This is a genomic window from Luteococcus peritonei (genome assembly GCF_039526385.1).
GTDB lineage: Bacteria > Actinomycetota > Actinomycetes > Propionibacteriales > Propionibacteriaceae > Luteococcus > Luteococcus peritonei.
Window position 1 is genome coordinate 136,495 of record NZ_BAAAIX010000016.1, and the last position, 23,560, is coordinate 160,054.

17 protein-coding genes and 1 tRNA gene are annotated in these 23,560 nt (G+C 69.8%); 11 read left to right on the forward strand and 7 right to left on the reverse strand.

All coding sequences use genetic code 11. From position 1 onward, the window contains the following. Together ABD073_RS07945 and arc are read left to right on the forward strand one after the other, a co-directional pair. Positions 1 to 1,671 carry an HAD-IA family hydrolase gene (locus tag ABD073_RS07945; protein ID WP_343873485.1) on the forward strand — a complete coding sequence of 557 codons (1,671 nt, stop codon included), beginning with the start codon at positions 1 to 3 and terminating at the stop codon, positions 1,669 to 1,671. 1 nt (position 1,672) lies between these two features. After that, positions 1,673 to 3,280 carry a proteasome ATPase gene (arc, locus tag ABD073_RS07950; RefSeq protein WP_343873486.1) on the forward strand — a complete coding sequence of 536 codons (1,608 nt, stop codon included), beginning with the start codon at positions 1,673 to 1,675 and terminating at the stop codon, positions 3,278 to 3,280. A gap of 36 nt (positions 3,281 to 3,316) precedes the next feature. Here arc and ABD073_RS07955 read toward each other — a convergent pair whose 3' ends face one another. Next, on the reverse strand, positions 3,317 to 3,667 hold the full coding sequence (locus ABD073_RS07955) for a DUF3054 domain-containing protein (RefSeq protein ID WP_343873487.1): 351 nt from the start codon (positions 3,665 to 3,667) through the stop codon (positions 3,317 to 3,319). Between the two features lie 36 nt (positions 3,668 to 3,703). Here ABD073_RS07955 and dop point away from each other — a divergent pair, with 36 nt between their 5' ends. Genes dop through ABD073_RS07970 form a run of 3 tightly spaced genes read left to right on the forward strand, consistent with a single transcriptional unit; the run spans position 3,704 to position 6,446 of the window. Beyond that, a complete protein-coding gene (gene dop, locus ABD073_RS07960) occupies positions 3,704 to 5,194 on the forward strand; it encodes a depupylase/deamidase Dop (protein ID WP_343873488.1) in 1,491 nt (496 codons plus the stop codon). Further along, positions 5,191 to 5,373 carry a ubiquitin-like protein Pup gene (locus ABD073_RS07965; protein WP_386751635.1) on the forward strand — a complete coding sequence of 61 codons (183 nt, stop codon included), beginning with the start codon at positions 5,191 to 5,193 and terminating at the stop codon, positions 5,371 to 5,373. Before dop ends, ABD073_RS07965 begins: the two co-directional genes overlap by 4 nt. Next, positions 5,370 to 6,446, forward strand: coding sequence for a prephenate dehydrogenase (locus tag ABD073_RS07970; protein ID WP_343873489.1), 1,077 nt, complete (start codon positions 5,370 to 5,372; stop codon positions 6,444 to 6,446). The genes ABD073_RS07965 and ABD073_RS07970 overlap by 4 nt, the downstream gene beginning before the upstream one ends. A 3-nt stretch (positions 6,447 to 6,449) precedes the next feature. On the opposite strand, the gene ABD073_RS07975 is transcribed toward ABD073_RS07970, so the two are convergent. Continuing rightward, entirely contained in the window at positions 6,450 to 7,289 is an 840-nt protein-coding gene (locus tag ABD073_RS07975) for a DUF4253 domain-containing protein (RefSeq protein ID WP_343873490.1), read from the reverse strand. Positions 7,290 to 7,398: 109 nt separating this feature from the next. Here ABD073_RS07975 and cmk point away from each other — a divergent pair, with 109 nt between their 5' ends. Genes cmk through der form a run of 3 tightly spaced genes read left to right on the forward strand, consistent with a single transcriptional unit; the run spans position 7,399 to position 10,182 of the window. Continuing rightward, on the forward strand, positions 7,399 to 8,067 hold the full coding sequence (gene cmk, locus ABD073_RS07980) for a (d)CMP kinase (RefSeq protein ID WP_343873491.1): 669 nt from the start codon (positions 7,399 to 7,401) through the stop codon (positions 8,065 to 8,067). Between the two features lies 1 nt (position 8,068). Further along, a complete protein-coding gene (locus tag ABD073_RS07985) occupies positions 8,069 to 8,779 on the forward strand; it encodes a lysophospholipid acyltransferase family protein (RefSeq protein WP_343873492.1) in 711 nt (236 codons plus the stop codon). 11 nt (positions 8,780 to 8,790) lie between these two features. Beyond that, positions 8,791 to 10,182, forward strand: a complete 1,392-nt coding sequence (der, locus tag ABD073_RS07990; RefSeq protein WP_343873493.1) for a ribosome biogenesis GTPase Der — start codon at positions 8,791 to 8,793, stop codon at positions 10,180 to 10,182. An 82-nt stretch (positions 10,183 to 10,264) separates the two neighbouring features. On the opposite strand, the gene ABD073_RS07995 is transcribed toward der, so the two are convergent. Both ABD073_RS07995 and ABD073_RS08000 read right to left on the reverse strand, forming a co-directional pair. Beyond that, positions 10,265 to 10,498, reverse strand: a complete 234-nt coding sequence (locus tag ABD073_RS07995; RefSeq protein ID WP_343873494.1) for an LPXTG cell wall anchor domain-containing protein — start codon at positions 10,496 to 10,498, stop codon at positions 10,265 to 10,267. 10 nt (positions 10,499 to 10,508) lie between these two features. Beyond that, positions 10,509 to 12,236, reverse strand: coding sequence for a sodium:solute symporter family protein (locus tag ABD073_RS08000; protein WP_343873495.1), 1,728 nt, complete (start codon positions 12,234 to 12,236; stop codon positions 10,509 to 10,511). A gap of 151 nt (positions 12,237 to 12,387) precedes the next feature. On the opposite strand from ABD073_RS08000, the gene ABD073_RS08005 reads away from it, so the two are divergent. Continuing rightward, a tRNA-Pro gene (locus ABD073_RS08005) sits at positions 12,388 to 12,461 on the forward strand. 472 nt (positions 12,462 to 12,933) lie between these two features. Here ABD073_RS08005 and ABD073_RS08010 read toward each other — a convergent pair. The 3 genes from ABD073_RS08010 to ABD073_RS08020 form a co-directional block, all read right to left on the reverse strand. Further along, the gene (locus ABD073_RS08010; protein ID WP_343873496.1) at positions 12,934 to 14,130 is read right to left on the reverse strand and encodes a ScoMcrA-related endonuclease; all 1,197 of its coding nucleotides are present in this window, start codon (positions 14,128 to 14,130) and stop codon (positions 12,934 to 12,936) included. Positions 14,131 to 14,215: 85 nt separating this feature from the next. Continuing rightward, positions 14,216 to 14,767: a recombinase family protein gene (locus tag ABD073_RS08015; RefSeq protein ID WP_343873497.1), complete on the reverse strand. Its 552-nt coding sequence runs from the start codon at positions 14,765 to 14,767 to the stop codon at positions 14,216 to 14,218. Between the two features lie 447 nt (positions 14,768 to 15,214). Then, positions 15,215 to 15,595, reverse strand: coding sequence for a hypothetical protein (locus ABD073_RS08020; RefSeq protein WP_343873498.1), 381 nt, complete (start codon positions 15,593 to 15,595; stop codon positions 15,215 to 15,217). A 228-nt stretch (positions 15,596 to 15,823) separates the two neighbouring features. On the opposite strand from ABD073_RS08020, the gene pglW reads away from it, so the two are divergent. Both pglW and pglX read left to right on the forward strand, forming a co-directional pair. Beyond that, the gene (gene pglW, locus ABD073_RS08025; RefSeq protein ID WP_343873499.1) at positions 15,824 to 20,029 is read left to right on the forward strand and encodes a BREX system serine/threonine kinase PglW; all 4,206 of its coding nucleotides are present in this window, start codon (positions 15,824 to 15,826) and stop codon (positions 20,027 to 20,029) included. After that, a complete protein-coding gene (pglX, locus tag ABD073_RS08030) occupies positions 20,026 to 23,553 on the forward strand; it encodes a BREX-2 system adenine-specific DNA-methyltransferase PglX (RefSeq protein WP_343873500.1) in 3,528 nt (1,175 codons plus the stop codon). The genes pglW and pglX overlap by 4 nt, the downstream gene beginning before the upstream one ends. The last annotated feature ends 7 nt before the right edge of the window (positions 23,554 to 23,560 follow it).

The following is a 23,560-nucleotide window of genomic DNA, read 5'->3' on the forward strand; positions in this document are numbered from 1 at the left end:
ATGACGAACAGCGCCAAGCCCTTTGCCACCGCAGCCCGCCCCGAGGCGGTGCTGTGGGACTTCGACAGCACCCTGGTCGACACCGAGCCCATCTGGATGCGCTGCGAGGTGCAGACCGCGCAGCACTTCGGCCTGGAGTGGAGCGAGGCGGACTCCCAGGCCATCGTCGGGATGTCGGTCTGGGGCCTGGCGGACCTGATGGCCGAGCGCCTGGGCCGGCCCGAGGTCAGCGCCGACGACGTGCGGGAGGACCTGGAGCGTCGCGCCGTCGCGGCGATGGCCGACGAGGGGGAGAAGCTCTTCCTGCCCGGCGCCCACGAGCTGCTGACCGAGATGCGCGAGCAGGGGGTGCGCACCGCCCTGGTGAGCTCCACGCCGCGCTACATCATCGACGCGATCCTCGCGAACCTGCCCGAGCTGGGCTTCGCGGCCATCGTCGGCGGCGACGAGGTGTCCCAGAACAAGCCCGCCCCGGACGGCTACCTGAAGGCCGCCGAGCTGCTGGGCGTCGATGCCGCCAACTGCCTGGTCCTGGAGGACTCGCCCACCGGCGCGGATGCCGGCCAGGCCTCCGGCGCCGTGGTGGTGGCCATCCCGTCGACCATCCCCGTGCCCGAGGCCCGGCGGCGCGTGGTGATCGACTCCCTGGACGGGGTCACCTGCACCCTGCTCTTCCAGCTCTACCGACGCAGCATCGGGCGCCCCGCCAAGATGGTGGCCCCGCCCACCCCGCCCACCGAGAACTTCTCCGGTGTGCGCACCGGGCCGCTGCAGCCCGGCGAGCGGGTGACGCTGAGCGACCAGAAGGGACGCAGGCACTCCATCCAGCTCACCCCCGGCAAGGCCTTCCACAGCAGCAAGGGCGGCTTCCTGCACGACGAGCTGATCGGCCGCCCCGAGGGCGTCACCGTGGAGGCCGGCGGCATGACCTTCCTGGCCCTGCGCCCGCTGATGAGCGACTACACCGTCGCCATGCCCCGCGAGGCCGCCGTGATCTACCCCAAGGACGCGGCCCAGATCCTGATGTGGGGAGACATCTTCCCCGGCGCCCGCGTACTGGAGGCCGGCGTGGGCTCCGGCGCGCTCAGCATCGCGCTGCTGCGCGCCATCGGTCCGGCAGGCAGCCTGCACTCCTACGAGCGACGCCAGGAGTTCGCCGACGTGGCCCGCACCAATGTGGAGAACTTCCTGGGCATGGCGCACCCCGGCTGGACGCTGACCGTCGGTGACCTGGTGGAGAACATCGCCGACGAGCCGATCGACCGGGCCGTGCTGGACATGCTGGCCCCCTGGGAGTGCGTCGACGCGGTGGGCGAGGTGCTGCAGCCCGGTGGCGTGCTCACCTGCTACGTGGCCACCGCCACCCAGCTGGGACGGGTGGCCGACACCCTGCGGGTGCACGGCGGCTTCACCGAGCCGCAGGCCACCGAGACCACCATGCGCGACTGGCACGCCGAGGGCCTGGCCATCCGCCCGGGCCACGGCTCCACCGGCCACACCGGTTTCCTGGTGCACAGCCGTCGGCTGGCCCCCGGCATCACCGCGCCGATGCGCAAGCGTCGCCCCGCCCCGGGTGCCTACGGCCCCGACTACCACGGCCCCCGGCCCGCGAACATCCCGATGAGCAACCAGGACGTCCCCGAGGACGCCCCGCAGGAGCAGGAGGACTGAGGTGCCGCAGGGCTTTGACGCGAGCTTCTCCCCGGGCCAGGGCTACAACCACCGCCTGGAGGTGGCCGAACGCCGCATGAACGATGCGCGCGCCGACGCCCGCAACCTGGCCCAGCAGAACGAGAAGCTGAACCAGACCCTGCGCGAGGCCCGCCAGAAGCTGGTCACCCTGAAGGCCGAGGTGGATGCGCTGAGCCGCGCCCCGCTGAACCGCGCCCTGGTGGTGCACACCGTCGCGGCCGAGGGCGAGCAGGCCGCCATGCTGGAGGTGAGCGTCTTCGGACGGCTGGTCCGGGTGGCCGCCCTGCCCGAGGTGGTCGAGGCCGCCGGCGTGGGAGACGCCGTCCTGCTCAACGAGTCCACGGTGGCCGTCGCGTTGGCCGATCCGATGCCCAGCGGCGAGCTGGCCGTCGTCGTGGAGGCGGGCCCCGGCGGCGTGGTGGTGGGCTCACCCGGCGGTGAGGAGAGCCTGCTGCTGCCCGTGCCGGAGCTGGCCGCCGACCCGCCGCAGGCGGGCCAGAGCGTGCTGGTGGACCGTCGTGCCGGACTGGCCCTGGGTCGGGTGGCCCGCAGTGAGGTGGAGGAGCTGGTCCTGGAGGAGGTGCCGGACGTCTGCTATGCCGACATCGGTGGCCTGGGCGAGCAGATCGAGCAGATCCGCGATGCCGTCGAGCTGCCCTTCCTGCAGCGCGAGGCCTACCGTCGCTACCAGCTGACCGCCCCCAAGGGGATCCTGCTCTACGGCCCGCCCGGCTGCGGCAAGACGATGATCGCCAAGGCGGTGGCCAACTCGCTGGGCGCCGGTACCGACGGGCGAGGTGGCTCCTACTTCCTCAACATCAAGGGCCCCGAGCTGCTGAACAAGTACGTGGGGGAGTCGGAACGCCAGATCCGCGCCATCTTCGCCCGGGCCCGCGAGCACGCCGGTGAGGGCAAGCCGGTGATCGTCTTCTTCGACGAGATGGACTCCCTGTTCCGCACCCGCGGCTCGGGCGTCAGCTCCGACGTGGAGAACACCGTCGTGCCGCAGCTGCTCAGCGAGATCGACGGGGTGGAGGGCATCGACAATGTCATCATCATCGGCGCCTCCAACCGGGAGGACATGATCGACCCCGCCATCCTGCGCCCCGGTCGGCTGGACGTGAAGATCAAGCTGGAACGGCCCAGCCGCGAGGGGGCCCGCGAGATCTTCGCCAAGTACCTCACCCCCGAGACCCCGCTGCACCCCGACGTCGCCGGACTCGAGGAGCTGGTGGAGCTGGCGGTGGCCACCATCTACGACCGCACCGAGGAGAACCGCTTCCTGGAGGTCACCTATGCCTCCGGCGACAAGGAGGTGCTCTGGTTCAGCGACTTCGCCTCCGGCGCGATGGTGCGCAATGTGGTGGACCGCGCCAAGAAGGCCGCCATCAAGGACGAGCTGGCCGGCGGGCCGGGAGGCGTCAGTCGGGAGGGGATCGTCGCGGCCTGCCGCGCCGAGTACACCGAGAACGAGGACCTGCCCAACACCACCAACCCGGACGACTGGGCCCGGATCAGCGGCCGCAAGGGGGAGCGGATCGTCTTCATCCGCAGCCTGGTGCACCAGCGGGCCCGCGAGCTGGACTGACCGGCTGTCCGCCTCACCCCAGGTCGGGGCTGGGGCTCAGGCCTGGGCGACGCGACGGCGGGCCAGCAGACGCCAGCCCACCAGGAAGAGCCCCAGCACCACGGTGGTGACGATCCAGAAGGGCACCCGTGCGCTGGTTCCGGTGGCCATCCGCAGCGCCAGACCGCCCCAGGCGGTCACCAGCCACAGGAAGACGCCCGAGGCCACGGTGAGCGCCGGACGGCGGCGCAGCAGCAGGATGGCCCAGCCCACCATGCAGGCCACCAGGAAGGGCCAGGCGGTGTGCACCAGGCCGGCGAAGATGTTCTCCTGGTGCGAGGCGCGGCCCAGCGCCGCGAAGACCACCACGAGGACCAGGTCGATGGCCAGCGCCACTTGCTTCGTCATGCCCCCAGCCTAGCCAGCGGCCGTAGGGTGTGGCGCATGAGCGTGATGGGCCTGGAGACCGAGTACGGCGTGCTGGTGGCCCACCAGGAGCGCCAGCCGGACCCGATCAGCCTCTCGGAGGCGGTGGTGCAGGCCGTCGAGGCGCCCGGCACCCGCTGGGACTATGCCGACGAGCACCCGCTGGTGGACGCCCGCGGCGCCGTTCTGCCACGTCGCATCGCCCATCCCGACCTGCTCACCGACATGGTGCGCCAGCCCAACCGGCTGCTCGGCAACGGCGGCCGCAGCTATGTGGACCACGCCCACCCGGAGTGGTCCGGGCCCGAGGTCGCCACGGCCACCGAGGCGCTGGTCTGGGACCGTGCCGGTGACCTGGTGCACGCCCGCGCCGCCCGTCGCGCGGCCGAGGCCACCGGCCTGGACATCCGCCTGGTCAAGAACACCACCGACAACAAGGGGCGCAGCTACGGCTGCCACGAGAACTACCTGCTGCCGCGCGAGCTGCCCTTCACCCGCATCGTCGAGCAGTTCGCCGGCTTCCTGGCCTCCCGCGTGGTGGTCACCGGCGCCGGCCGGGTGGGCATCGGCGTCCAGGGCGAGCGGCCGGGCTTCCAGACCAGCCAGCGCGCCGACTTCTTCGAACGCCTGGTGGGGCTGGAGACCACCGTCAACCGGCCCCTCGTCAACGCCCGCGACGAGCCCCACGCGGACCGGGAGGTGCACCGACGGCTGCACGTCATCACCGGCGACGCCAACCTGTGCCAGGTGGCCGGCCTGGTCAAGGTGGGCTCGGCCCAGCTGGTGCTGCGGGCGATCGCCGCGGGCCAGCGGCTGCCGCAACCGCTCGACCCGGTGGCGGCGATGCAGGCCTGGTCGCAGGATCCCGGCTGCCGCACCCGCCTGCCCTGCAGCGACGGGGTGGAGCGCACCGCGGTGGAGCTGCAGCGGCTCTGGCTGGAGGCCGCCGCCCGCCAGGCAGGGCGCCCGGGCTCCATCGCCGATGCCGAGCTGGTGCTGCACCACTGGTCCGGGGTGCTGGAGGACCTGGCCGTCGACCCGATGCGCTGCGCCGACCGGCTGGACTGGGTGGCGAAGCTGCGGATGCTGGAGGCCCTGCGCGCCCGCCACGGCTCCGACTGGACCGATCCGCGCCTGCTCGCCCTGGATCTTCGCTGGGCCGACCTGGTCGAGGGACTCTTCGCCCGGCTCGAGGCCAGTGGGGCGGTGCAGACGCTGGTGGACCCGGCCGAGGTGCAGCGGGCCTGCACCGAGCCGCCGTCGAGCACCCGCGCCTGGCTGCGCGGCACCCTGCTGACCCGTTTCCAGCCATGGGTGGTGCAGGCCAACTGGGACCGGATCACCTTCGAGCTGCCCGACGGGCCGCACAGCTTCGCGCTCACCAGCCCACTGCAGGGCACCCGGGAGCAGTGGGAGCAGCGGCTGGCGTCCATCGACGGGCCGCAGGCCCTGGCCCAGCTGGGCGCGGCAGTAGGCTGGACCTCCGAGCAGACAGGAGAGCAGGCGTGAGCGAGCAGCACCGCGTCCAGCGCCCCCAGCGGCGCCAGGAGGAGACCACCGAGCAGGTGGAGCAGGCCGCGCAGCACGACGACGCCGGCTTCGACGCCCTGCTCGACGAGATCGACGGCCTGCTGGAGACCAATGCCGCCGAGTACGTGCGCTCCTTCGTGCAGAAGGGCGGCCAGTGAGCGCTGCGCTGCCGCACAGCGTCGGGCCGGTGGTGGTGATCGGCGCCGGTCTGGTGGGCACCTCGATCGGGCTGGCGCTGCGCACCTCCGGTGAGCAGGTGCACCTGGTGGACCGCTCCGCCAGCCATGCCGTGGTGGCCGCCGGCCTGGGTGCCGGCGTCGTGGACCGTGCCGAGCCCGACGAGGTGCGCCTGGTGGTGGTGGCGACCCCGCCGGATGCCATCGCGCGCACCGTCCTGGAGTCGCTGCACCGCTATCGCAGCGCCGTGGTGACCGATGTCGGCTCGGTGAAGGGACGGATCCTCGACGAGCTGCGCGCCAGCGGGGCCGACCTGTCGCGCTACGTGGGCGGGCACCCGATGGCGGGCTCGCAGCATGCCGGGCCACTGACGGCCGTCGCCGAGCTCTTCGTGGACCGCACCTGGGTGGTCAGCGCCGGGCCGGACAACCAGCCCGACGACGTGGCGCGGGTGCGGCGGATGGCGGAGCTGTGCGGCGCCCAAGTGGTGGCCATGCCGGCCGAGCAGCACGACGAGGCGGTGGCCCAGGTGAGCCACCTGCCGCAGCTGATGAGCACGCTGACCGCCGGCCACCTGCGCCAGGTGCCAGGCGACCACCTGCGTCTGGCCGGCCAGGGCATCCGCGACGTGACCCGGATCGCGGCCTCCGACCCGCAGCTGTGGCGCCAGATCATCAGCGCCAATGCCGAGGCGATCCGCCACGAGCTGGAGGGGGTCCGGGCCGACCTGGACGAGCTCTTCGCGGTGCTCGACGACCCGCAGGCGCTGGAAGAGTTCATGGCCCGTGGGCGCAGCGGCGCCCGGCTGCTGCCCGGCAAGCACGGCGCCCACCCGGCCGACTGGGTGGCTGTGGTCATCGAGATCCCCGACACTCCCGGTGCCCTGGGGCGGCTCTTCCACGACATCGGCGCGGAGGGCGTCAACGTCGAGGACCTGTCCATCGAGCACGACGCCACCCGCGAGGTCGGCTACCTGTCGGTGGAGGTCAGCCCGCCGTTTGCGGAGCGGCTGCGCACCGCCATGAAGGCGAAGGGCTGGGCGCTGCGGGCCTGAGGCTCACTCCCACCAGAACATCCACGGGCCGTAGCCCACGGAGTCCAGGAAGTCCTCCAGCTCGCCCTCGACGTAGGCGTCGGGGCACAGGGCGTTGAACTCGCGCAGCAGGTCGGTCTGCTGGGCCACGTCGGTGGGCGGCGTGGTGACGTCGATCATCAGCGAGGAGGGGCCCATCTCGCCGACGACGGCGCCGAAGCGCTCCTCGAGGCTGCGCAGCGCCAGGGTGAACTCGGCCACGCTGAGCCCGGACTCCTCGCAGCCGGGCCACCCGATCGCGGCGAGCGCGTCGGCGGGACGCTGCACCGGCACCAGCAGCAGGTGCTCCTGGACCGGGTACTGGGTGGTCATGACCTCGCCGCGGTGGATCCCGACGGCGGGGGGAGCGGCGTGGTACTTCCAGGCCTGGTCGGCGGGGGCGTCGGCGGCCCACTCCTCGCGGGCGGCCTCGCGCAGCTCGTCCAGCAGCTCGGCATAGCTGCCCTCCACCGGCTGCGGGCCGTCCAGCTCGCCCTCGCGCACCATGGCGAGCATCTCGTTCTCCACCGGGACGATCATCGGCCACCAGCCGGTCTGCGGGAAGGCGGAGACCAGGCGGGGCCACCAGCGCCGCAAGGGCATCGGCTCGTCGCTGAGCCAGGCGAAGCGGCCGGCCTGCGGGTTGGCGCGGCTGGTCACCCAGCTGCCCGCCGGCAGGCCGAGTGCCTCCAGGTCCTCCGACCGCCCGGCGCGGGTGGCCCGTGGCACGACGGGCACCTCGATCTCGCTGCCGCCACCGGCGGAGGTGAAGAAGTCGTCAGGGCTCTGCTGGCCGCTGGGCTGGCCGAAGGCGTCGAGGCTCATGGCACCAGCCAAGCACACGCCACTGACAGTGCGGATCGACGTCGCCGCGGCGGGATCCGGGCGTTGCGAGCGGCGCAAACTGTCGGTGCACCCCGGTAGCCTTCTGCACGTGACTGACAGCCTCCTGATCGCCATTGACGGACCCAGCGGGTCCGGCAAGTCCAGCACCTCCCGCGGGGTGGCCCAGCGCCTCGGCCTGGCCTACCTGGACACCGGTTCCCTCTACCGCGCCGCCGCCATCGTCTTCCTGGAGTCGGGTCTGGACGCCGCCCAGACCGAGCTGATCACCGAGCTGGTCACCACCGCGAAGATCGAGCCCGGCACCGACCCGCTGCACCCGTCGACCACCGTCAACGGCCGCGACGTCACCGAGGCCATCCGTGAGCCCCGCGTCAGCGAGAAGGTCTCCGTGGTGGCCACGATCCTGCCGGTTCGCCAGTGGCTCAACGAGCGGTTCCGCAGCATCATCGACGCCCAGGACCGCCGGATCGTGGTGGAGGGGCGAGACATCACCACCGTCGTCGCCCCCGACGCCGACCTGCGCGTCCTGCTGGTGGCCGACCCCGCCGCCCGGATCGCACGCCGCCAGGCCGAACTGGGCGGCCAGGTGGACGCCTCCGCCGTCACCGACCAGGTGGTGCGCCGCGACCGGGACGACGCCACGGTGAGCCAGTTCGAGCAGCCCGCCGAGGGGGTCGAGCTGGTGGACTCCACCCACATGGGCCTCGACGAGGTGATCGAGACCATCTGCGCGATGGTGCCCGGCCGGGAGTCCTGAGGTGGACGAGCTCTCCCGCCCGGACCTGCCAGCCCACCTGCCCGACCTGCCGGACCTGAGCCGGGTGCGTGTGCCCAGCACCCGCCTGCTCGACGCCGCCCAACCCGGCGTCGACAAGCTGATCCACCTGGTCTGGAAGACCACGGTGCATCACCCGGAGCGGGTGCCCGACGGCCCGGCGATCTTCGCCTGCAACCATGTCGGGCTCTTCGACGGACCGCTGGCGGTGGCCCTGCTGCCGCAGGCCCAGGCAATGGCGAAGAAGGAGCTGTGGTCGGTCGGCCCACTGGGACGGCTGCTGGACGCGCTGGGCCAGGTGCCGATCGACCGCTGGAATCCTGATCCGGGCTGCCTGCGGCGCTGCATCCAGCTGCTGGATGCCGGGCGCAAGCTGGTGATCTTCCCCGAGATGCACCGCGGCAAGGGCGACTTCGAGAACTTCAAGGGCGGCGCCGCCTACCTGGCCATGGTCACCGGCGTGCCGGTGGTTCCTGTGGCCCTGCTGGGAACCAGCGTGGGCGGCAGGGGACTGGCCTCGCTTCCGAGGCCTAGGGGCGAGGTGCACGTCGTGTACGGTGACAAGGTTGAGGTGGAGCCGAAAGCGTGGCCCCGCACAGCCGCTGACGTCGCCGACGTCACCGAGATGCTGCGAGGCGTGTGCCAGCAGCACATCCAGCAGGCCCAAGCAGAAGTGGGCCTGGAACTGCCCTGAAGGACCCCATCATGACCGACTTCACCGACGCCGATTTCGACGGCGTCGACTTCACCGACCTGACCGGCGACGGTGGCGAGATCGCCATCAAGCCCGTCGTGGCCGTGGTCGGACGCCCCAATGTGGGCAAGTCCACCCTGGTCAACCGCATCCTGGGCCGCCGCGAGGCCGTCGTCCAGGACACCCCCGGCGTCACCCGTGACCGCGTGTCCTATGACGCCAATTGGAACGGCCGCGAGTTCGTCGTGGTCGACACCGGCGGCTGGGTGAGCGATGCCCGCGGCCTCGCGCACCAGATCGCCGAGCAGGCCGAGCTGGCCATCGGCACCGCCGATGCGGTGCTCTTCGTGGTCGACGCCCAGGTGGGCACCACCGACGAGGACGAGGCCGTGGTGCAGGTGCTGCGCCGCAGCAAGAAGCCCGTGGTGCTGGCCGCCAACAAGGTGGACGACCAGCGCACCGAGGCCGAGGCCGCCAGCATGTGGAACCTGGGCCTGGGCCAGCCCTGGGCGATCTCCGCGATCCACGGACGCGGCACCGGCGACATGCTCGACGCGCTGCTCGATGCGCTGCCCGAGGCGCCCCGCGAGAGCTTCCGTGAGGTGGGCGGCCCGCGCCGCGTCGCCATCGTCGGCAAGCCCAATGTGGGCAAGTCCTCGCTGCTGAACAAGCTGTCCGGCCAGCAGCGCGCCGTGGTCTCCGACATGTCCGGCACCACCGTCGATCCGGTCGACGAGCTGTGCGAGGTGGGCGGCCAGCTCTACCGGCTGATCGACACCGCCGGCATCCGCAAGCGGGTCAAGGAGGCCAGCGGGCACGAGTACTACGCCTCGCTGCGCACCCAGGGCGCCATCGAGCGCGCCGAGGTCTGCGTCGTGGTGATCGACGCCTCCGAGCCGGTCACCGAGCAGGACCTGCGCATCCTGAGCAATGTGGAGGACACCGGCCGTGCGCTGGTGATCGCCTACAACAAGTGGGACCTCACCGACGACGAGCGTCGCCGCTACCTGGAGCGCGAGGTCGAGCGCGACCTGCAGGCCTTCGCCTGGGCGCCCAGCGTGAACATCTCCGCGCTCACCGGCCGCAATGTCGACAAGCTGAGCAAGGCCATCGAGGCGGCGCTGGAGGGTTGGGAGACCCGGGTGTCCACCGGCAAGCTCAATGCCTTCCTGGGTCGGGTCACCGCGGCGCACCCGCACCCGCTGCGCGGCGGCAAGCAGCCCCGTGTGCTCTTCGGCACCCAGGCGCAGAACTGCCCGCCCACCTTCGTGCTGTTCACCAGCGGCAACATCGACGCCGGCTACCAGCGCTTCGTGGAGCGACGCCTGCGCGAGGACTTCGGCTTCGTTGGCTCGCCGGTGCACGTCGAGGTCCGGGCACGGGAGAAGCGCGGCAAGAAGTAGCCGTCACCGGACGAGCGACAGGGCCCGCAGGCGTGATGCCTGCGGGCCCTGTCCATTGTCGCTTCCGGACTCGACCGGGTGCTCAGTCCTGGTGCCTGGTGCGCGGCGCCAGCGGGCGCTGGCGGCAGCGCAGCAGGAAGAGCAGGCCGCCCAGCAGCAGCGCCAGGCCTGCGAACAGGTTGGCGTTGACGCCGCCGGTCTTGGCGAGCTCGGGATCGGCGAACAGGCCCATCAGCGTGATGATGGTTCCGATGATGGCCAGCATCGAGCCGATCAGGGCACGGATGTCGAGCGGCTTGGCGTGCAGTGATGACATGGTCTGCTCCTCAGAAGATCGCGTTCAGGGCGACGACCATGGCCATCGCCAGGCCCGCCAGGGGAAGGGTGCGGTGGTACCAGGGCTGGCCCTGCTCGTCCTCGTCGGCCAGGTCCGCGCGCGGGGTCTCGGAGTAGACGAAACCGCGCAGCTGCTCACGGGGCTTGGGCGTGGTGACCAGCGAGACCAGCACGCTGACCACCAGGTCCATCACGAAACCGGCGGAGGCGGCCACGAAGGCGAGGCCCTGGCCGGGCAGGCTGTACCAGCCGAAGCCCACCTCGGCATTGCCACCCAGCCAGACCAGGATGGCCGAGGTGGTGCCGGTCAGCAGCCCGATCCAGCCGGCAGCCGGCGTCGAGCGGCGCCAGAACATGCCCAGGATGAAGGTGGCGAACAGCGGTGCGTTGAAGAAGCCGAAGAGCGTCTGCAGGTAGTCCATGATGTTGCTGAAGCTGCCGGCGATCATGGCGGTGAAGATGGCCACGACGACCGCGACGGCGGTGGCGATGCGGCCCACGCCCACGTAGTAGTCGTCGCTGCGGCCCTTCTGCACGTAGGTGCCCCAGATGTCGATGCTCAGCACGGTGTTGAAGGCGGAGACGTTGGCGGCCATGCCGGCCATGAAGGCAGCGAGCAGGCCGGTGATGGCCAGGCCCAGCAGGCCGTTGGGCAGCAGGTCACGCATCAGCAGCAGCAGGGCGTCGTTGTAGGTGACACCGGTGCCGCTCGAGCCGCCGGCGGGGCTGCCGCCGGCCTTCAGCTGGGCGATCTCGGGCACCAGGACGCCGGCGATCATGCCCGGCAGGATGGTGACGGCGGGCACCAGCATCTTGGGGAAGGCGCCGATGATGGGCGTCTTGCGTGCTGCGGACAGCGACTCCGAGGCCATGGCACGCTGCACCTCGACGAAGTTGGTGGTCCAGTAGCCGAAGGAGAGCACGAAGCCCAGGCCGAAGATGATGCCGACGGTGCTCAGTGCCGGGCTGGTGAAGCCGGACAGGGCCTGGCCGGGCCAGGAGTGCAGTTGCTGCTCGGCGGACGGCACGTGCGCCGAGGCGGGTGCGCTGACGGCGGCGTCGGTGATCTTCTGCTTCAGTCCGCCCCAGCCGCCGACCCGGTGCAGGCCGATCATCACCAGCGGCAGCAGGGAGGCGATGATGACGAAGAACTGCAGCACCTCGTTGTAGATGGCTGCCGAGAGCCCACCCATGGTGATGTAGGCCAGCACGACGGCAGCGGCCACGATCAGGGCCACCCACAGCGGCCAGCCCAGCAGGGCGTGGACGATGGAGCCCAGCAGGTAGAGGTTGATGCCTGCGATCAGCAGCTGGGCCAGCGCGAAGGAGATGGCGTTGACCAGGTGCGCGCCGGGGCCGAAGCGGCGCAGCATGAACTCCGGCACGGACCGCACCTTGGAGCCGTAGTAGAAGGGCATCATCACCACGCCCAGGAAGACCATGGCGGGCACGGCACCGATCCAGAAGTAGTGCACCGTCGGGATGCCGATCTGGGCGGCGGTGGCCGACATGCCCATGATCTCGACGGCTCCCAGGTTGGCCGAGACGAAGGCCAGCCCGGTGACCCAGGCCGGCAGGGAGCGTCCGGACTGGAAGTAGTCAGAGGCGTCGGCGATCTGGTGGCGCGCCAGCCACCCGACGCCCAGCACGAAGGCGAAGTAGACCACCAGGATGAGGTAGTCCACCGCCTTCGCGTCGATCAGTGTTTCCAACAGCATCCGCAAGGCCTTTCCACGATGAACGGCCCCGCCGGTCAGCGGGGACCGTGCAATGGTAGGACCACTCGGTCCAGAAAGATGATCTGGGGTTCGATTGGCGCCGACGGTGCTGGTCGGGTAGTGTTTCTCCTCGGGTCGGCAACGACCTGGACGGGCTGTAGCGCAGCTTGGTAGCGCACTTGACTGGGGGTCAAGGGGTCGCAGGTTCAAATCCTGTCAGCCCGACACGCCGAGGGCCTTGTCAGAGCGGGAATCGCTCCGGCAAGGCCCTTCTTCGTGCAACAACCGTGCAAGATGACGCTCCGCGTGCAACAGGATCGGACGACCGGTCGGGGAAGGTGGAACGTCGCGGTGGCCAGGACCCCGCCGGTTCCAACGCTCGATGCGGGGAGCGCGGGCCTTGGTCGCGGGGAGCGCGCCTCTACGGTCGCCCGGGGAGCCTGGCTGTTGCAGACAGGTGGGCCACTGCGTCGACCTTCGAGCACCGCTCGGCTGTGTGCCCTGGCGCGATTCCTTCCAGGCTTGGACTTAAGGGTGGTGGGGTGGCTGCACGCTGGCTCGCGGTCCGTCGGGCATCTTGAGTACGCGTGGCCGCTAATCCCCAACACCTGGGAGCCCACTTGAGCGATGGGTCGCCCTGCTGAAATCCGCTCTCTGTTACACGCTTTGAGCACGTAGCTTCCAGGGCCCGCCGACCTCAGAACAGCTGGGCGAGCACCTCGGGCCACGCGAGCTTGACGCCGTGGCGAGCACAGAGCGTCTGCCAGTGGTCGCCTGCGGGCTCAGCCTCGATGAACAGGATCGGCTGGATTTGGGTGTGTCCCCGTTGGCGCAGGGTGTGGTCGTAGTCCAGGACCTGGCCGAGGCCGCGGCGGAGCTGGGCGGTCTGGTTGGCCGGCGTGGTGCTCTTGACCTCCACGACGTTGATGGTGCCGTCGGTCGCCTTCCATGCGACGTCGAAGGGGGGATCCTGGACCTCCGGCTCCAGGGCTTCGAGGTCACGCTCGGTGATGGCGTCGGCGAGCAGGTTCTCGAGGCTGCGGTGGCTTCGGAGTCCACGCTCGACGGCGTCGCGGTCGGGGGCTGCTGGGTCGGCGGCTGCGGGGGACACCTCATCGTTCCGTCGATCGAACGTCCGACCGATGTCACCGGCGCTGTTGGCCGCTTGCCGGTCGCTGAGGACAGGCGCAAGGCGGAACACGATGACTCGGCGCAGGGGACCGCCGCCGCTCTCGGGAGCCTGGCGGTAGATCCATGGCTGTTCGTCGGCGAGCTCGAATTCGCCTGCGTAGGTGACGGTGCCGCGAGCCCCGTTGAAGAGGCGCAGGGCCTTGCCGTCCTCGACGTGCTGCAGGATGCTGCGGTTGCCTCTGACGAACTGCTGGTCGCCCTTCTGGCCGTCGCCGGTGTAGTAGAAGTACTCGCCTTCCCATTGGTCGAAGTAGCCGTGCTGGTGGCCCGAGGATGCGGCGCTGAAGAGGAAGACATTGGGCGTCGTTGAGCTGGCGGTGATCCCGTTCTGCCCGCTGCCACCGAATCGTTCGTGGAGCTCTACTCGGCGGATGCTCTCGCCGACTTGAAGGTCCCAGGTTGCGTCCTGCGTGGGCCGTCGGTCGGGGTCCCTGGTGACGCGGAAGCCCAAGCTCGTGAGCAGGGGGACCACGGTGGCTGCTCCGCCAGAGAATTCGGAGTAGGTCACCGGTGCCCCGCCGGGCATGAACCCGGCCGCTGCGCCGACGATCGCCTTGGAGTCGTACCGGTTCCCGTTCTCGGTGATGTAGTACTCGCGAGCATGACGGAAGCCGTACTTGGCTAGGAACGCCTCGCGCCCGAGCTGGTCGAACTCGGCTATGGCTGCTTGCACGGCCTGCTGGTTGATTTCGGGTAGCGCCATGACGACAGTCTGACCTACCGGGGCGTCCTGGGGCTGGTGCGTGGCGGCATGTCCCGGTTGAGCGACGGCACCAGTGGATCGGGCGCTACCCGCCTAGGAGCCGGTATGCAGTGCTGCGCCCGACGCCGACCTGCTTGGCCGCCGCTGTGATGGTGGATCCGTCGGCAACCAGCCTGCGCAGCTCCTCGACCTTGGTGCCCGGTACCCCTGGGCGCCCGCCCACGCGTCCCTCGGCCCTAGCCGCGGCTAGGCCGGCCATGGTGCGCTCCCTGGTCTGGGCGACCTCCATCTCGCCGACGGCAGCCAGGACGGTCAGGACCAGGCGCCCGGCGGGGGTGCTGGTGTCCAACTGCTCGGACAGGCTGGAAACCTTGACGCCGCGCCTATCGAGGTCCTGCATCAAGGTGAGGAGGTCGATTGTGGAGCGACCTAGCCGGCTGAGGCTGTAGACGACCACCTCGTCGCCGTCGCGGACCCAGCCGCGCATCTCGTCGAGGGCGGGCCGACTGGCCTTCCGTCCTGAGATGCCGGCGTCGACGAATTCGCGGTCGAAGGTTCCGGTGGCTGCTAGGGCGTGACGCTGCATGGCGACGTCCTGGTGGTCGGTGCTGGTGCGGATGTACGCGACGCGTGCCATGAAGTGTCTCCATAACGGTGTCCCAGTTCCCGACAGTTTCGGGACTGTTTAGAGACAGTGTCGCAGGCGGCCGTCCCGATGTGCTAGATATCGGTCGTTTCTGGGATGGACTTCCAGGGATCCTCAGCATGAGGAGCGCCTTTGCATGAGCTTGACCGCCGCGGAGCTGGCTGCCAGCCTGGGCCGGTGCGCAGAGCTTGGGTCCCTCTTTTCGGGCTGACGACGGGCCTCCTCGGCTTCGCGGTCGGTCGAGCGGTGCGACGAGTTGGCGCTCGTCGGTTCGGCGCACTCACGGGCGAGGTTGTCCGAAGCTCCGCATTTTGGGGATCGGTGACGGCTGCCTTCATCGCTGTCGGGGGCATCTACGTCACGTCTCGGTTGACCGCGCGCCGAGAAGAGCAGGCCTTCATTCGTTCGGAGGCCACCCGGTTGGAGTCCTTGCGCCGATCAGCGTACGCAGAGTTGATCTCTCAGGGGCAGCACTGGGTTCGCGTTGGTCGGGGACGTCAGCGCGAGATCAAGCGTCTCGATCGCATCCTCTTCGGTGTTGGTGTCGACTGGCAGCGGGTGTTCGAGGGTGGGACGACCGAGGAGCGGAAGACTGAAGCTCGCCGCCTGCGCCCCCAGCTGGTGGCTGAGCAGCATGAAGACGAGGCTCGGCTCTATGCAGCGGTCGCTGGCGTGCAGCTGGTCACCGACTCGGAACAGGTAAGCAACCTCGCGCTCAACGTGCTTGGCGACGATCCAGAGAGGGCGCTCACCGCCTTCTTGAATGCTGCCCGTGACGAATTGGGCCGTTCCGAACTCCCCCTTGTTGATTTGATCCACGATGACTCGGTAAGGGCTGAAGACGAGACCCAAGGCGAGGACCACGAGTTGGGATCCGGAACCTGAAGTGGCGCGATCGCAAGTTGACCGACAGCTCGAGGATGGGCGAACGGCCTCGAATGGCCCAGGCGTCAACGAGGGAACACACGAGTAAACGATCTACCTGGCTACAGTGTTCGACATACAGGGTAGGCGAATGGGAGCAACGTGCTGTCGGATGGTCGATGGGTGGAGGTCACCCCGTCGAACCATGCGCACGAGCAGGAGGGCCTCCAGATCCTGCGGCAGCTGCTGCCCGACGAGCCGCCCTTCCGGGCCTGGACGAACTTCGAGTTCAAGGACGGCCACGGGCACTGGCACGAGGTGGATGCGTTGGTGCTGGGGCGGCGCAGGCTGCACCTGGTGGAGCTGAAGTACTACTCGGGGCTGCTTCAGGGCACTGACACCGACTGGTTCCGCAGCGGCCATCCGGCGGAGAAGTCACCGCTGCTGCTGGCCCGCCGCAAGGCGCAGCGGTTCGCGTCGAAGATGAAGGAGCAGCTCGTCGCGTTGGAGCGTGAGTTGGGGGTCCAGCCCGGCACCTATGCCCGGCTCATGCCGTGGGTGCAGGAGTCGGTCTTCATCCACCACCCGATGATCCGCAGTGCCCTGGTGGGCAGTGCCGGCATCGGCATCTTCGGGCTGGACGATCACGAGTACCAGACGCACCTGGCTTCGATCTCGGATCGGCTGCTGGAGGAGTCGCAGGGCAAGCCGCAGCTGCCGGACGACATCGTCGGCCACCTGCTCGCCCGCATGGGCCTGGTGGAGCGCCGCGAACTCACCGTCGGCAGCTGGAACCTCTTCGAGCGGCTGGAGCCCACCGAGACCCACCAGGACTGGCTGGCCAATCACATTGCCGTCACCGAGGAGCGCGCGCGGATCCGCTTCCCGATCCTGCACGACAACGACTCCGCCCAGCACATCGCCGACATCAACAAGGTCGTCGACCACGAGTACAAGGTGATGCAGGGCCTGTCCCACGACGGCCTGCTGCGGCCCAAGGAACTGGTCGTGCACGAGGAGCTGGGCCACGGCCTGGTCTTCCCCTTCGACGACAAGGCCGAACGACTGGACCTGTGGCTGGCCCGCCGCGGCCAGACCATCTCGCTGGACACCCGCTTGAGCGTGATCCGGCAGGTCGCCGAGGCGCTGCAGTACGCCCACCGCAACAAGGTGGTGCACCGCGGGCTGAGCCCCTACGCGCTGTGGGTGCGCGAGCGCCCCGACGGTGGCGTGAAGGTGCTGGTGGGGGAGTGGCGCAGCGTCGGCTCGGCCGGCGACCTCGCCACCGCCACCCGTGGTGTCACCGTGCTCCACGCCCAGGGCATCGACGAGGAGGAGGACCAGGAGGCCGTCTTCCAGGCCCCCGAGGGCGTCTGGTCGACCACGGCCAACCGGATCCGGCTGGACATGTTCGGGCTGGGCGCCACCGCCTACTTCGTGCTCACCGGCCACCTGCCGGCCAATGACCGCAATGCCCTGCTGGCGCGGCTGCGAGACCAGTCCGGCCTCGACATCAGCGTCGACCTGCCCGCCGCCTCCACCGAGCTGCGCAACCTGGTGCTGGCCGCCACCCAGGGTGTCCCGTCGCAGCGCACCAGCGACGTCGGCGACATCCTGGAGCTGCTGGCCGCCGCCCAGCGCGTCACGCTCAATCCCGACACGAACCACGCCACCGATCCGCTGGAGGCGCGCCCGGGGGAGTCACTTGACCAGCGCTTCACCCTGGTCCGTCGGCTGGGCGCCGGCTCCACGGCGGTCGGGCTGTTGGTGCAGGACAACCTGGCACGCACCAAGGAAGACAGGGTGCTCAAGACGGCCCTCAACGACGACGCGGCGCGTCGCCTGCAGGCCGAGGCCGACATCCTGCGCGGCATCCGTTCCTCGCACATCGTGCGGCTGGAGGAAGGGCCGCTGCGCGTCGGCGGCCGCGACGCCCTGCTGCTCAGCGACGCCGGCTCCCAGACCCTGGCCGAGGAGCTGGCGCTGCGTCCTCGCCTGTCACTGGACATGCTGGACCGCTGGGGCGACGACCTGCTGGCCGCGGTGGAGGACCTGGAGAAGCTGGGCCTGCACCACCGCGACATCAAGCCCGCCAACCTGGGCATCCAGTCCAAGCGGGCCCGCCACCTGGTGCTCTTCGACTTCTCGCTGTCCTCGGTGTCACCGCGCGCCATCGCGGCCGGCACCGCCCCCTACCTGGACCCCTTCCTGGGCGATGACCGCCCGGTCTACGACGCCGCGGCCGACCTGTATGCCGCCTCGGTGGTGCTCTTCGAGATGGCCACCGGCACCACCCCGGTCTACGGCGACGATCCCTCGGCCCACCCCCGCGCGGTGGCGGCCGACATCACGCTCTCCACCGGCATGTTCGACCCTGCCGTGGCGCAACACCTGCTGGGCTACTTCGCCCGCGCCCTGTCGCGTGACGCCGCCCAGCGCTTCGCCAGCGCCTCGGTGATGCGCGCCCAGTGGCACCAGGCCTTCACCCAGACGGTCACCGTCGCTCCCGACGATGACGACGAACTGGCGGCCCGCGCCGAGCTGACCACGCCGCTCAACCAGGCTGGGTTCGGCCCGCGCATGCTGTCGGCCGTCGAGCAGTTCGGCGTGGACACGGTCGGCGACCTGCTGGCGGTGGACCCGGTGGCACTGATGCGGATCGGCACCTCGGACAACACCCGCAAGCAGGTCCGCGCGCGCGTCAAGCAGTGGATCGCCCGGTTCGGAGACCCCAAGACGCTCGACCTGCAGGCCGAGGCGACGCTGCCGCCGCTGGACGAGATGTACGAGGCGTTGCTGCGGGTGGCGGTCGCCAAGCCGTCCCAGCTGCGCAGCCACGTCGTGCACTGCCTGCTGGGCGACAACTCGCAGGTGGACCCCTTCGCCACCCAGGCCGAGATCACCGCGTCCGCTCCCAAGCCACCGACACTGGCCCGCACCACCCAGCTGATCGCCGACCTGCAGGAGCGCTGGGCCAAGAAGCCGGAGTCGCTGGAGGTGCTGCGCCAGCTGGACCAGCTGATGCGCAGCCAGGTCGAGGCGCTGGGCGGTGTCGCGACCGTCGACGAGCTGACCCGCGCCGTCCTCGCGGCAGTCCCGGGTGGCCTGAAGGACAATGAGGACGAGTTCGTCCGGGCCCGCGGCCTGGTGCGCATCGCGAGCGATCGGCAGCGCAACCTGCAGCGCGCCGACGAGGACAGCTCGGCGCTGGTCTGGCGTCGCCGTGGCCGCACCATGTCACTGGTGGGCTCCGACAGCGCCCTGCTCGACGCGGTCGACCACCTCGGCCAGATCGCCGATGACATCGTCAAGAACACCCCCGACCAGGGCGCGATGGAGACCGTGGTGGTGCCCGCCGAGCGTGCCCAGGAGCAGCTGCGCCAGGCACTGCCCAAGGGCGAGCTGCCCGAGGCCCTGCTGGCAACACCACGGCTGGCCCAGCTGGCGGCCGGGCTCTCCACCATCACGGCAGCCTCAGCGATCGGTGAACTGCACCACCGACGCCTGCAGCCAGCCCGCGCACTGCAGCTCACCCTGGGCACCCTGGCCCCGAGCAGCACGCTCACCACGCCCGACATCACCTCCCGGGTGGCCAACCGCTTCCCGGCCCTGGAGCAGCTGCCGGAACGTCCCCGACTGGACCAGCTTCTGCGCGAGGCCCAGCTGGATCTTGAGTGGAACGAGGGCGCGAAGCGGTTCATCTCCCGCCAACTCACCGACCGCGCCACCGGCCTGGCCTCCCGCCACGCCACCCGCATCTCAGAAGACCTGGCACCGGTCTCCGTCTCCGGCGTCACCGGGCAACGACTGCTGGACTCGCGCCGCAGCCGCTCCTTCCTGGCGCTGGGCGTCGCCGCGCAGCAGCAGGACCGGCTGCACCGCGTGCTGGCCCACGACTTCGAGGCCCACGTCATCGACCTGGCCGCACTCACCCTGGCCCAGCTGAAGCAGGTGGCCTCCGCCGGTGCTCGCCCCATTCCGTGGCAGTTGATCCTCGCCTCTGACGCGGCCGAGCCCGGCAGCCGTGACAGACGCGGCGTGCAGGCCCTGATGGGCCGGGTGGCCGAGGCCGTCCGTCAGCAGCTCGACAAAACCATCGCGGCGCTCCAGGGCAACACTCCGGTGGTGCTGGCCGAGGGCTCGCTGCTGGCCCGCTACGGCCACCTGGACGTGCTCACCCACTGGAACGACCTGGCCGCCACTCGGCCGCAGGCCATCTGGCTGGTGCTGCCGCAGACCCAGTCGAACCGCGGCCCGGTGCTCGACGGACACCCGGTGCAGGGCTCCCCGAACCAGTTCGTCCCGATCGACCCCACGTGGCTCGACATCCAGTGGAACCGCCTGTTCTCCCAGACCCCCGCACCAGACGCCTCAGGAGCGACCGCATGACCGCCACCTCGCAGCTCACCACCGAACTCAAGGCGCTGGTGCTGCGCGTCGAGGATGATCTGCGCCGGCGGCTGGCGGAGGACGCGAATCTCACGAAGCAATGGCAGGACGAGCATCGTGAGGCGAACAAGGCCGAGCGTTCCGCCGCGGCGTGGGAGACCTTCCGTGATGACCGACTGACCCAGGCCGCGGTGAGCTGGGTGCTGACCACCGTCTTCATCCGGTTCTGCGAGGACAACGCGCTGCTCTCGCCGGTGTGGATCGCCGGCCCGCCGGAGCGACGGCAGGAGGCCCTGGATGCGGAGAACGCCTTCTTCCGCGAGTTCCCGACGCTGACCTACCGCGAGTGGATCGGTCAGGGCATCAAGCACCTCGCCGCGCTGCCTGCGACCAAGGGGCTGGTGGCCCCGCCGGCCGCGCTGAACCTGATCGCGCCGTCGGGTGACATGGCGGGCGAGGTGTTGCAGTTCTGGCGCCGCCGCACCAGCGATGGTGAGCTGGTGCACGACCTGCGTGATGAGAGCCTGTCGACGCGCTTCCTCGGTGACCTGTACCAGGACCTGTCGGAGTATGCGAAGAAGACCTTCGCGCTGCTTCAGACCCCGGTCTTCGTGGAGGAGTTCATCCTCGACCAGACCCTCACCCCGGCTCTCGAGGAGCGTCCACTGGAAGGCTTCACGCTGATCGACCCCACCTGTGGATCGGGCCACTTCCTGCTGGGCGCCTTCGATCGCTTTGTCGCGCTGTGGCGCGAGCAGCAGTCCGACCTGCCGGACGACGAGGTGGTGCGCCGTGCGCTGGCGTCGGTCCATGGCGTGGACATCAATGGCTTCGCCGTGGCCGTCGCCCGCTTCCGGCTGACGGTGGCGGCGCTGCAGGCGATGGGCCGCACCTCGCTGGAGGGTGCTCCGGAGCTGGATCTGAACCTGGCCGCGGGTGACAGCCTGCTCAGCTACACCCAGGACACCCTGGTGGAGGAGGAGAACCTCTTCTCCTTCGAGACCGAAGACACCGCCGCGCTGGCCCGCATCCTGGAGCCGCGCCAGTACGACGTGGTGGTGGGCAACCCGCCCTACATCACCGTGAAGGACAAGGCGCTCAACAAGACCTATCGAGCCCTGTACCCGAAGAGCTGCAAGGGCAAGTACGCGCTGTCCGCGCCCTTCATGGAGCGCTTCTTCCAGCTGGCCAAGCCCAAGAATGGCCCGGCTGGCTGGGTGGGACAGATCACCTCGAACTCGTTCATGAAACGCGAATTCGGCTCGCGCCTGATCGAGGAGGTCCTGCCAAGCCTTGACCTTCGGCTGGTCGCCGATACGTCGGGCGCCTACATCCCCGGTCACGGCACCCCGACGGTGATCATCGTGGGGCAAGCCGAGATTCCGACCACCGACACCGTGCGCGCTGTCCTCGGCGTTCGCGGTGAACCGGGCCAGCCCGCCGAACCGGCGAGCGGCCTCGTGTGGCGGCAATTGGTCGAGCAGGTTGAGCACCCCGGCTTCGATGGCGATTTCGTCAGTATCAGCGACCTGCCTCGGGCTTCATTGGCGGCACACCCGTGGAGCCTGAGCGGTGGCGGCGCCACCGACGTCTTGACACATATCGATGCTGCGCACGAACGGTTGGGCCCCCGGGCCTACCGAATCGGAGTGTTCGGCATCATGGGTTCCGACGACTCCATGATGGTGACCCCCAACACGGTCCGGGACCACTCCTTGGAGCCACTGGCTGTCAGGGATCTGGTCATCGGTGAGAACGTGCGCGACTTCGCTGTGACGGAATCGGTACCGACGTGGTTCCCGTACAACGCCAAGCACGAGCTCCAGCCTCTGAGCGCCTTTCCTGGATGGGCGAACCGACTCTGGGTCTGCCGGACGGAACTTGGAGCTCGAGCAACCTTCTCGGGTGGCACGTACTTCTCGGATGGGCGACCCTTCTACGAGTGGCACCAGCTGCCCAAGGATCCCGGGGCACACCAGTGGACGCTCACCTTCGCCTTCGTGGCGACGCACAACCACTTCGTGCTGGACCGGGGCGGGAAGGTGTTCAAGCAGTCCGCGCCGGTGATCAAGCTGCCGGCGGAGGCCACCGAGGACGACCACCTTGCGCTGCTGGGGGTGCTCAACTCGTCGACGGCCTGCTTCTGGCTCAAGCAAAACAGCTATCCCAAGGGCGGTGACCCCGTGGGGCAAGACGGCGCCCGAGTGTCTCAGCAGCCGTGGTCCGATCGGTACGAGTTCACCGGCACCACGCTGAAGGACTTCCCGCTGCCCTCGCGGGTGCCCCTGGAGCGCGGCCGAATCCTGGATCGCCTCGCCAGCGATCTGGCGGCGCACCAGCCAGCCGCGGTTCTCGGGGATCGTCCGCACGTCCAGGCCCTCCACGAGGCGCGGGCTGCGGCCGATGGGCTCCAGCAGGAGATGATCGCGCACCAGGAAGAACTGGACTGGGAGTGCTACCGGCTCTACGGCCTGATCGACGCAGACCTCACCTGCGCTGGAGAGCCGCCGCGGGTCGAGCTAGGTGAACGTGCCTTCGAGATCGTGTTGGCTCGTCGGGTCGCAGCGGGTGAGGCTGACGGGGAATGGTTCGCGCGTCATGGCTCCACCCCGGTCACCGAGATCCCGACACACTGGCCGGAGGACTATCGGGCGCTGGTGCAGCGGCGGATCGACCTGATCGAGTCTGACAAGGCGATCAACCTGTTGGAGCGGCCGGAGTACAAGCGACGCTGGGCGTCGGAGCCGTGGGAGAAGAAGCAGGGGAAGGCACTGCGCACCTGGCTGCTGGATCGCCTGGAGAGCCGGGAGTACTGGTTCGACGCCCAGGGTCGTCCGGCGCCGCGGTCGGTGAATGAGCTGGCCGACCTGGTGGGTCGTGACACGGAACTGGTGAAGGTGCTGCGGCTGTGGGAGGGGCGCGCCGGCGTGCTGCCCAGCCAGTCCCTGCGCAAGCTGCTCGTGCCCGAGGCGGTGCCCTACCTGGCAGCACTGCGGCTCAAGGACACCGGGCTGCGGAAGTTCGAGGCGTGGAAGAAGACCTGGGAGCTGCAGCGGCAGGAAGATGCCGGTGTGGATGTTGGCACCATTCCGGTGCCGCCGAAGTACACTTCGGCCGACTTCCGAAAGACCGAGTGGTGGCAGGCCCGCGGCAAGCTCGACGTGCCCAAGGAGCGCTTCGTCCTGTACCCGGAGGCCGGGCGGTCCACCGACACCAGCGAGCTGTTGGGCTGGGCCGGCTGGAACCACTTGGAGCAGGCGCTGGCGTTGGGCATCATCATCGGCGCCCGGCAGGCCGAGGGCTGGGACGAGGAGCGGCTGGTGCCGCTAGTCGCCGGGTTGGTCGAACTGCAACCCTGGGTGGAGCAGTGGCACGGCGACTACGACCCGACCTACGGCATGAGCATGGCCGAGTTCACCCGCGAGCAGCTGCGCCAGCGCAGCCAGCAGGTTGACAGGACCCTCGACGAGCTGGACGCCTGGCGTCCCGCCCCCACCACCCGCGGCCGCAAGCCCCGGGCCTGACCCATCA

Coding starts and splice junctions, on each gene's coding strand:
- ABD073_RS08015 (WP_343873497.1), bottom strand. CDS start 14,767: ATGGCACGCGTCGCGTACATCCGCACCAGCACCGACCACCAGGACGTC.
- dop (WP_343873488.1), top strand. CDS start 3,704: ATGAGCGTGATGGGCCTGGAGACCGAGTACGGCGTGCTGGTGGCCCAC.
- ABD073_RS07945 (WP_343873485.1), top strand. CDS start 1: ATGACGAACAGCGCCAAGCCCTTTGCCACCGCAGCCCGCCCCGAGGCG.
- der (WP_343873493.1), top strand. CDS start 8,791: ATGACCGACTTCACCGACGCCGATTTCGACGGCGTCGACTTCACCGAC.
- ABD073_RS08000 (WP_343873495.1), bottom strand. CDS start 12,236: ATGCTGTTGGAAACACTGATCGACGCGAAGGCGGTGGACTACCTCATC.
- ABD073_RS08010 (WP_343873496.1), bottom strand. CDS start 14,130: ATGGCGCTACCCGAAATCAACCAGCAGGCCGTGCAAGCAGCCATAGCC.
- ABD073_RS07955 (WP_343873487.1), bottom strand. CDS start 3,667: ATGACGAAGCAAGTGGCGCTGGCCATCGACCTGGTCCTCGTGGTGGTC.
- ABD073_RS07995 (WP_343873494.1), bottom strand. CDS start 10,498: ATGTCATCACTGCACGCCAAGCCGCTCGACATCCGTGCCCTGATCGGC.
- ABD073_RS07975 (WP_343873490.1), bottom strand. CDS start 7,289: ATGAGCCTCGACGCCTTCGGCCAGCCCAGCGGCCAGCAGAGCCCTGAC.
- pglX (WP_343873500.1), top strand. CDS start 20,026: ATGACCGCCACCTCGCAGCTCACCACCGAACTCAAGGCGCTGGTGCTG.